Source organism: Paenibacillus ihuae, assembly GCF_001368795.1.
In the GTDB taxonomy this organism is placed as follows: Bacteria; Bacillota; Bacilli; order Paenibacillales; family Paenibacillaceae; genus Paenibacillus_AQ; species Paenibacillus_AQ ihuae.
On the sequence record NZ_LN831198.1, the window covers coordinates 1,940,743 to 1,950,477 of the forward strand.

At 53.5% G+C, this 9,735-nt stretch carries 6 protein-coding genes and 1 pseudogene; 6 read left to right on the plus strand and 1 reads right to left on the minus strand.

What is annotated here, in order from left to right; all coding sequences use genetic code 11:
• A pseudogene (locus AQR02_RS33815) lies at nt 1–351 on the plus strand (PHP domain-containing protein); the annotation flags it as partial.
• A 169-nt stretch (nt 352–520) separates the two neighbouring features.
• Here the strand turns inward: AQR02_RS33815 and AQR02_RS08725 are convergent.
• Nucleotides 521–2,392, minus strand: coding sequence for an Rqc2 family fibronectin-binding protein (locus tag AQR02_RS08725; RefSeq protein ID WP_054940231.1), 1,872 nt, complete (start codon nt 2,390–2,392; stop codon nt 521–523).
• A 192-nt stretch (nt 2,393–2,584) separates the two neighbouring features.
• On the opposite strand from AQR02_RS08725, the gene AQR02_RS08730 reads away from it, so the two are divergent.
• The 5 genes from AQR02_RS08730 to AQR02_RS32355 all read left to right on the plus strand — a co-directional run.
• On the plus strand, nt 2,585–5,404 hold the full coding sequence (locus tag AQR02_RS08730; protein WP_054940232.1) for a calcium-translocating P-type ATPase, SERCA-type: 2,820 nt from the start codon (nt 2,585–2,587) through the stop codon (nt 5,402–5,404).
• 76 nt (nt 5,405–5,480) lie between these two features.
• Nucleotides 5,481–6,317: a diaminopimelate epimerase gene (dapF, locus tag AQR02_RS08735; RefSeq protein ID WP_054940233.1), complete on the plus strand. Its 837-nt coding sequence runs from the start codon at nt 5,481–5,483 to the stop codon at nt 6,315–6,317.
• 176 nt (nt 6,318–6,493) lie between these two features.
• Complete coding sequence (locus AQR02_RS08740) at nt 6,494–8,137, plus strand: spore germination protein (protein ID WP_054940234.1); 1,644 nt, start codon at nt 6,494–6,496, stop codon at nt 8,135–8,137.
• A 2-nt stretch (nt 8,138–8,139) separates the two neighbouring features.
• Complete coding sequence (locus AQR02_RS08745) at nt 8,140–9,345, plus strand: Ger(x)C family spore germination protein (RefSeq protein WP_054940235.1); 1,206 nt, start codon at nt 8,140–8,142, stop codon at nt 9,343–9,345.
• Between the two features lie 14 nt (nt 9,346–9,359).
• Nucleotides 9,360–9,735 (plus strand): GerAB/ArcD/ProY family transporter (locus AQR02_RS32355; RefSeq protein WP_159067712.1); only part of this gene is annotated, 376 nt, incomplete at its 3' end.

Sequence of the window (9,735 nt, forward strand, 5' to 3'; positions counted from 1 at the left end):
TATGTATCGCCTCCGCGCATAACGCCGGAAGAAGCCTGCACTTGGATCCTTGAAGCTGGGGGTACCCCGGTGCTGGCTCATCCTGGGATTTACGGTGATGATGAACTGGTGCGGAGGATTATTGCCCGTAGCAGCCTTGGCGGTATTGAAGCTTATCATTCCGACCATGGTCCGGAAGATGAAGCCCGCTATGAGGCAATGGCTGAAGAATTCGGGCTGCTGGTTACCGGCGGCTCGGATTTCCATGGTGCGCGTCAAGGTGTCATCTTCCATGGCGATTTGGGCAGTGTGAGTGTTCCGGTGGCTGTGCTGGAGCAGCTCCGGAATCGGGCGGAAGCCAAGCGCAAATAACGAGGATGGGCGGCACAATATCGATGTGCCACCCTTTCTATGAAACTTTCAGCAGCTCTATGACCGGCAGCAGACAAAACCCCCGTAAGGCTGGACGAGAAATCGTCGCAGTTATACGGGGGTTTTTATAAAAGATCAGAAATTATCATGGAGCTTAGCTAATCTTTAGTTAGCTCCGCAGAACATTCGGGAGACTTTTAATCCGATCTTCATCCGGTGTGACAAACAGCGTCTTCTGATGATCGTAGATAACGAAGCCGGGTTTAGCGCCGCTCGGCTTGCGGACATGGCGGATTAGCGTGCAGTCTACAGGGACGCTGCTTGATTGCTTGGCCTGGCTGTAATAGGCAGCAAGCTGTGCCGCTTCCTCCAGTGTGGCGTCGCCGAACTCTTCGCTGCGGATTACGACATGTGAGCCCGGAATGTCTTTGGTGTGCAGCCAGGTGTCATTGGCCGAGGCCAGCCGGTTCGTGACGTACTCATTTTGCAGATTGTTTTTGCCGACATAGATGTCCACACCTTCCGAGGAAGTATAGACCTGCAGGGTTGGACGGGTTGATTTTTTCTTCTTTTTGCCTTTTTTACTGCGGTCGCGTAAGTAGCCCTGATTCACCAGCTCATCGCGGATTTCCTCAATATCATTAAGGGAAGCATGCTCCAGCTGCTGCAGCAGCATTTCCATGTAAATGATTTCTTCATTCGTTTTGATCCTTTGCTCCTCAATCACGAGCAGGCTGTTCTTATACTTGTTGTACTTCTTGAAATAACGCTGCGCATTATCCGATGGCGTAAGCAGCGGGTCGAGCGGGATGGTGATCTCGGCCTGGTTCTCATCATAATAATTGACCAGTTTTGCTTCTTTATCGCCTTTGGATACCGTATGCAGGGAAGCAAACAGCAGCTCACCCCAGATCCGGTACTGGTCTGCGTCATCCGCTTCGGCCAGATCCTTCTGGAGCTTGGCCAGTTTCTTCACATTTTTACTGCGTTCGTTGCTCAGGAAACGGATCAGGTCGCTTACCCGCTGCTTCACCGTGTCCCGCTCCGCTTTATCCCCGTAATAATCCTCAAGGCACGCGCTAATTGAGCTGTAGTGCTTGGCGTCACCGCCAAGAGAAGTCAGCGGAATGGCTGAAAAGACTGGCTTGCCTTTGGCGTTATAGCCTGTGACGGGAGAGAACTGAAACTCTCTTACCGGCGACATGATAGAGTCAAAAGCAGCCCATAGCTGAGCGGGATCAACCGAACCACCCGCATTATGCCGCCAGCCGGCTCTCAGCAGAATCTCTCCGGCGATGAGCGGGCTCATTCCGCTGAACACATGTACCATCCAGCCCATTGGGTCAACGGAAGGTGCCGGACCGCCGCTGCCGTCCGCCTTCGGTTCTTCCAGGGAACGCAGCAGCTCCGCGATATCCCCCTCTATGATATCTTCAGGTTCTTGTTCCTCCCCGGTGCTTGCAAGAAGCGCAGCTTCTTCAGCGGACGCCATCAGGGAGATGAACTCCTCCTGCAAGGTAATGAGGGGATTCAGCTTATGCTGCTGCGGCGGCTCCGTATAAGCGGCTCCGGGCATCACAATACGATAGCTGCTGATCGACGGGGTTACATGGTGAATACCATCGATAATCGTACCGGTGGCAAGATCGGTGAGGATTATATTGCTGTGGCGGCCCATCAGTTCGATGATAATCTTTTTGGCGGATACATCTCCAAGCTCATCCCGGGTTCTGATCTGGATATGAATGATCCGCTCCATGCCTACCTGAGTGATGCTCTCAATGGTTCCGCCTTCGCAGTGCTTGCGCATCAGCATGCAGAACATCGGCGCTTCTGCCGGATTGATGCTGTTGCGATCACTCAGGTGCAGGCGCGGATAGGTGGGATTGGCGGAAAGGAGCAGCTTTCCTCCGCCGCCTGCGCCGCGCAGTATGAAAATAAGGTCGTGAGTGCTGGGTTGATATATTTTGCCGACTCGCGCACCAATAAAGGGTTGAAGCTCGTGCACGATCGCTCTGGTAACAATGCCGTCTAATGCCATGATAAAGCTCTCCTGTCGCAAAATGATAATATCCTACTCTCTATGATGCCATACTTTAACACATTCGCGCAAAAGGAGAAGCGGCCAGGCAGTGATATTTTGGGACGACCATGAATACACTTGGTCATGAACAGGTGGAAAAGCTGTGCGCCGCCGGAAGTCAAGAAACGACCGGGAGGGGAAAGAAACGATATGGAACAAAAAAGCTGGCACCGGCTCGGTGCTGAGGAACTGCAGAAGATGTTCGGCGTTCATCCGGGAGCGGGCCTAAGCGGAGAGACGGCCGCGGAAAGACGCCAAGAGAGCGGGTACAACGAGCTGTCTGAAGGGAAAACAGTCTCGCCGCTGACCTTGCTGCTTAACCAGTTCAAGGACTTTATGGTGCTTGTGCTGATGGGGGCAACGCTGGTATCCGGCCTTCTGGGCGAATACCTGGACGCAATTACGATTGTCGCCATTATTCTGCTCAACGGGGTGCTTGGGTTTGTGCAGGAGTTCCGCGCCGAGCGTTCACTGCGGGCGCTGAAGCAGCTCTCTGCACCGAGTGCAAAGGTACTGCGTGACGGCAAACAGGAAGTTATCCCGGCCAGAATGCTCGTTCCGGGCGATATCGTGCTGCTGGAAAGCGGTGACCGGGTACCGGCGGATGTCCGCTGGCTGGAGTGCAGCGCACTGTATGCCGAGGAATCGGCATTGACCGGTGAATCACTGCCGGTCTCCAAACATGCCGAAGCCATTCATGCTGAAGAGCTGCCGCTAGGGGATCAGAAAAATATCGGCTTCATGGGCACGATGGTCACTCGCGGGACGGGCAAAGCCCTCGTTGTTCGCACGGGGATGGATACCGAGATGGGAAAGATCGCAGATCTGATCCAGAATACCGAGTCCCAGGAAACGCCGCTGCAGCACCGGCTGGAGCAGCTCGGGAAAATCCTGATTTATGTCTCGCTCGGCCTGACAATCGTTGTTGTGCTTGCCGGAATTCTGCATGGCCAGCCAGCCGCTGCGATGTTCCTCGCCGGTGTAAGCCTTGCGGTCGCAGCTATTCCTGAAGGCTTGCCGGCGATTGTCACTATCGCGCTGGCGCTCGGAGTTCAGCGGATGATTAAACGCAAAGCGATCGTCCGCAAGCTGCCATCAGTGGAGACACTGGGCTGTGCTTCTGTCATCTGCTCGGATAAGACAGGGACGCTGACCCAGAATAAGATGACCGTGACGCGGATCTGGAATGCCGGCCGCAGCCTTGAGGTGATCGGTGAAGGCTACGCGCCAAGCGGGCACGTTCTGCAGAAGGGCAAGCCTGTCGACCTGAAAGCTGACCAGAGTCTGCGCCGCCTGCTGCAGATCGGTGCACTCTGCAGCAATGCAGAGATCGTTGAGACCTTCCCCGGGGAAATGCGCGGCAGACGCAAGGGGAAGGAGAAGGGCGAGGACATGGAGAAGGCGCTTAAGAGCCAGTCGGTCTGGGAGCTGAAGGGCGACCCGACCGAAGGAGCCCTGGTGGCCCTGTCCTCCAAAATGGGACTTACCGCGCAATCCCTTGCGGTTACTTATGCCAGAGAGCAGGAATTCCCGTTCGATTCGGAACGAAAGCTTATGTCTGTAATCGTCAGCCATCCCGGCGGGCGGATGATCTGCACCAAGGGAGCGCCGGATGTGCTGTTAAACTGCTGCTCATATATGCTATGGGAGGGCGGAGTCGTTCCATGCACGCCGACGCTGCGCCAAAAGGTCCTCGAGGCGAATGAGGAAATGGCATCTGGCGCCCTGAGGGTGCTCGGCATGGCTTACCGCGACGTCCGCTCAGGTGAAGTGGTAGGCAGTGAAAAGGAAGCAGAGTCCCAGCTGGTCTTCGTCGGCCTGGCCGGAATGATTGACCCGCCGCGTCGTGAGGTACGCGATGCAATCAGCATTACCCGCCGGGCGGGCATCAAAACAGTAATGATAACAGGCGACCACGGAACGACAGCAGAAGCCATTGCACATCAGCTCGGCATCCTGCAGCGCGGAGGAACTGTGCTGACCGGCAGCCAGCTGACCCGGATGGACGACGATGCGCTGGATAAGGTCTCGGATAATGTCTACGTCTATGCGCGTGTATCCCCTGAGCATAAGCTGCGGATTGTGAAATCGCTGCAGCGGCGCGGACATGTGGTGGCAATGACCGGGGACGGGGTTAATGATGCACCTGCGATCAAAGCGGCGGATATCGGGATTTCCATGGGGATCACCGGTACCGATGTTACCAAGGAGGCTTCGGCGCTGATTCTTGGTGATGATAACTTCTCGACCATCGTTGCTGCGATAGAGGAAGGGCGGAATATTTATGAAAATATCCGCAAATTCATCCGCTATCTGCTGGCTTCCAATGTCGGTGAGATTCTGACTATGTTCTTTGCGATGATGCTGGGCCTGCCGCTGCCGCTTGTGCCGATCCAGATTCTCTGGGTGAATCTGGTCACAGACGGACTGCCGGCCATGGCGCTCGGTGTCGATCAGCCGGAGAAGGACCTGATGGAGCATAAGCCGCGCGGAGCGAAGGAAAATATTTTTGCCCGCCGGCTGGGCTGGAAAATCATCAGCCGCGGACTGCTGATCGGTCTCTGCACTTTAGGTGCCTTCTGGATGACCCTGCGGATTGATCCGGGCAGTGCACAGCAGCTGATCCGTGCACAGTCGGTTGCTTTTGCCACACTGGTTATGGCTCAGCTTATCCATGTATTCGACTGCCGCAGCTCCCGTTCCGTGTTCCACCGCAACCCGTTACAGAATAAATATCTTGTACTTGCCGTATTGTCATCTGTACTCTTGATGCTGGTCGTTATGTACCTGCCGCTGCTGCAGCCGGTGTTCAAGACCGTACCGCTGAACTTCCGCGAATGGTGCCTCGTATTCGTAAGCGCGGGTATCCCTACATTCCTTATGGGAGCGGGCAGCGTATGGGGCGGTAAAAAGAACCGCAGCAAGAGCGGCGGGCGGACGATGATAAAAAGTACAAAAATTTCAGCATAAAATCAATAGCATCGGTCCACTCCTTAAGGTATGCTTGTTTCACAAGAATACTTAACTTTTAGGAGTGGACCTTTCAATGGAATTCACAAAAATGCACGGCCTCGGCAATGATTTTATAATCGTATTTGGTGAACAGGAGCTGCCCGGCAATGCTGCAGAGCTGGCAGTTAAACTCTGCAACCGGTTCTTCGGTATCGGTGCCGACGGACTGGTATACATCTTGCCGTCAGAACGCGGAGATTATATGATGCGCATTATGAACTCGGACGGCTCAGAAGCTGAACAGTGCGGAAATGCAATCCGCTGTGTATCTAAGTATGTTTATGAGCACGGTCTGGTGGAGTCAGAGGAGATTGTCATTGAAACGATCGGTGCCGGGGAACAAAAGGTATCCCTCACTGTGAAGGACGGCGTGGTAGAGACAGTTACTGTTGATATGGGGGAACCCGTATTGTCAGGAACACAGATTCCAGTGGCCATTGACGCCGAGCCGGTGCTGGATCAGCCGATCGAAGCAGATGGTGCAGAATTCAAGTTCACGGCTGTTTCGATGGGTAACCCTCACTGCGTGATTTATGTGGAGGATGCAGTATCCTTTGATCTTGCAACGTGGGGTCCGAAGCTTGAGGTTCATCCGTTGTTCCCGAGAAAAGTAAACGTCGAGTTTGCGACTGTTCTTGACCGCGGTCATGTTGATATGCGTGTGTGGGAACGCGGTGCCGGACCTACCCTGGCCTGCGGCACAGGAGCCTGCGCAACGCTGGTATCCTCTGTACTGAATGGTCTCACCGACCGCTGCGCTGTAATCAGCCTTAAAGGCGGGGATCTGTTCATTGAATGGAACGAGCAGGACAATCATGTGTATATGACTGGCCCGGCGCAGGTGGTATACACAGGTTCTGTAGAGATTTAAAGGAACCGATAATCAGCCTCCGGTTCACACCGGCAGGTGAATTTCAAAAGGATGTCCAGCAAGCCCTTAGGGCTTGCAGGGCATCCTTTTGGCATTTCGGGCGGTCAGAGGCAGCCGAATAATGGCAGGCCGATCCGTGAATAATAAGGAGCAGCATTAGGAAAGGGGGGAGTCTGGTGAACACAAAGCGGCGTACAGGCACACCAGCGAATTCTGCTGATTCTGCAGGTTCCGGCAGCAGAGTACCAGGGCTGTCAGAAAATCTGGCTGAGAGTATCGGGAACATCCGGAGTGAGCTTGGGGACAGTCCTGACCTGAAGGTGCGGAAAGTTGAGATCGGCGGAGACCGTCCGGTACAGGCGGCTGCTATTCATCTCAGCGGACTGGCGGATAAGACTTCCGTCAATGAATTTGTTGTAGGCTCCCTCCTGCTGAACGCTGATGAATGGGCCCGGGAACATGAAGATAGCCCTCCCGACCTCCCCGCGTTGCTATTAAGCCGTATTCTGGAAATTGGTGAAGCGGAGGTCCAGGAGGATTGGAACGATATTATCCTGGCTGTGCTCTCCGGGGATACGATGATCCTGATCGAGGGCTATACACTTGCGATTATCTGTGAGACCCGGGGCGGGGAAACCAGGTCCGTCGAAGAATCCTCTTCGCAAATGGTGGTCCGCGGACCAAAGGATGGATTTGTGGAAGCTGTGGGCACTAATGTCTCTCTAATCCGCCGGAGGATTAAATCCTCCAAGCTGCGGCTGGAGTTCATGAAGCTCGGCACAGAGACGAAGACTCATGTGGCAATGATGTATCTGAAAGAAATAGCCAGTGAGGACCTGGTAGAGGAAGTACGGGAGCGACTGAACAGGATTGCGAATGACGAGGTGCTGGAATCGGGTTACCTGGAGGAGCTGATACAGGATAAGACCTTCACCCCGTTTCCGACGATCTATAATACCGAACGGCCGGATGTTGCTGCGGAAAACCTGCTCGAAGGCCGGGTGGTGGTCATTGTGGACGGAACGCCGTTTGTGCTGATTTTACCTGCGGTGTTTACTCAATTTTTCCAGTCGGCAGAGGACTACGCCCAGCGGTTTGATATTGCGATTCTAATGCGGATAGTCCGATATGTCAGTTTTATTGTCCTGCTGCTGGGTCCCTCTGTATATATTGCATTCACTACCTATCATTATGAGATGATTCCGACAACACTACTGATTAACCTGCTCTCCCAGAGGGAAAATGTGCCCTTTCCGGCTTTTGTAGAGGCCCTACTGATGGAAGGTGCCTTTGAGATTTTGCGTGAAGCCGGAGTACGCATGCCGCGAGCCATCGGCCAGACCGTCTCTGTCGTAGGTGCGCTCATTCTAGGTTCGGCCGTAGTGGAAGCTGGAATTATTACACCGATCATGGTTATCGTCATCGCGCTGACAGGAATAGCGAGCTTCGCCATTCCGGCATATAACATGGCGATTGCAGGACGGATTATCCGTTTTGCTTTTCTCCTGCTGGCAGGATTGTTCGGGTTCTACGGTATTACACTTGGCCTCATTGTACTGGTGGCGCACATGAACAGCCTGCGCTCGTTCGGCTTACCCTATCTGTCACCGTTTGTTCCTTTGTCCGTGATGGACAAGAAGGACACTATTCTAAGGCTGCCGGTCTGGCTGATGGAGCCGGATAAATCACCCCAGCAGATCCGCGATGAGCTGCCGGAGTACAAGCAGGTGACGTCAGGTCATGAGTCGGAGCTGGCTCCGCTAATCAAGAAAAGTGAAGGCAGGGGCAAGCAGCCAAAGGGTGAAGGTGAGGCCAGGTGAAGATGAGACGCCTTTGTGTTTTTTTGCTGGCTGCTTTGCAGCTCCTGCTCCCTCTGGTGATTACCGGCTGCTGGGATAGTGTTGAGTTAAACCGGCGGGCAATTGTTTCCGGTGTGGCGATCGATAGGGGGGAAGGTGAGGCGGAGAAGTATGTGGTTTCCTTTCAGGTCATTATCGCCGAAGAAATCTCTGGTGAGAACGCACGCGGGATTTCACCGGTTGCTCTGTATACAGGGAAGGGCCGGACCATGTTTGAGGCGCTGGCTAATGCCTCCCGGCAAACAGCCCGCTTCTTATCATTAGGCCATGTCCGGGTCCTGGTCATTTCTGAAAAACTGGCGCGGGAAGGCATTAAGGATCTGTTGGATGTGCTTGAACGGGAGAGCGACACCCGGCTTACCAGCCTGATTTTTGTTGCCAAAGGCCAGCCTGCAAGTGAACTTATGTCTACAATGACCGTGTTCAGCAAAATCCCCGCCAATGATCTGGTCGAGAAGCTTGAAACAACCTCGAAGCAGTTCGGCTACAATTACCGGATGGAAGTGGATGATGTAATCAGAGGGATTCAGCTCAGAGGCGGCGGCCCGGTGATCAACGGCGTATTCACCGAGGGGAGCAGGGAGAAGGCGGATAGTAACGATAATCTGAAGACAATTGTGCCACAGGCGATCCTGAAGGTATCTGAGCTGGCAGTTTTTAAGGATGATAAGTTAAAAGGCTGGCTCAAGGGGGATACTGCGCTTGGTACCGTGCTTATGCACAACAAAATCAAGGAATATCCTGTGGTCATCAGTCATCCTCAGGGCGGATATATTGCTTTTAATGTGTATCATTCCCAGGTGAGGCTGACGGTAGCGGCCAAAGATCCGGAACACCCGGTGTTCACTGTGAAAATTAGCCAGCAGGTTTCGATCAAAGAAAATGCCAATGCGCTAAACTTGGTCTCTCCGGTAACAGTCTCGGATTTATCGTCACATGTTATTAAGGATACCACCAGAAAAATTAAAGAAGCGATCGATACGGCCAGGAAGTACAACAGTGATTATCTGGGATTTGGACAAGCGATGGAGCGGGAAAACCCGCAGGGCTGGAAAAAAGTGATGAAGCATTGGGAGGATATTTTTGCGGATTGCGAATACAAAATCGAGGCAGATGCAGTGATCAGACATACCGATATGCGGAGCAACTCGTTTCAGGTGAATCCGTAGAGCAGGGGGACAAAATGGGAAAGGTTAAGATCGGATTGCTACAGTTTTTCACTCTAACAGTACTGTTTGAGCTGGGGACGGCGCTTGTTGTCAATCTGGGCATGAGCGCCGGCAGGGATGCATGGATGTCGATTCTGATTGGCTGTCTGGCAGGGCTGGTCATGTTTTCGGGGTATGTTTATTTGTACCGGAAGCACCCGGACATGCCTTTCACGGCCTACACCCGCAAACTCCTTGGCCCAACAGCCGGCACACCAGTTGCGGTAATGTATATTGTTTTATATATGAATTTGGCAGGCCGAGATCTGCGTGACGGCAGTACGATGCTCGCGATGGCTACGATGCATAACACACCTCTCTTTATCCTAAGTATGCTAATGATCTTATCCG

Bases quoted from the DNA above. Each gene is read 5' to 3' on its own strand.
- AQR02_RS08725 (WP_054940231.1), bottom strand. From the start codon at position 2,392: ATGGCATTAGACGGCATTGTTACCAGAGCGATCGTGCACGAGCTTCAA.
- AQR02_RS08730 (WP_054940232.1), top strand. From the start codon at position 2,585: ATGGAACAAAAAAGCTGGCACCGGCTCGGTGCTGAGGAACTGCAGAAG.
- dapF (WP_054940233.1), top strand. From the start codon at position 5,481: ATGGAATTCACAAAAATGCACGGCCTCGGCAATGATTTTATAATCGTA.
- AQR02_RS08745 (WP_054940235.1), top strand. From the start codon at position 8,140: ATGAGACGCCTTTGTGTTTTTTTGCTGGCTGCTTTGCAGCTCCTGCTC.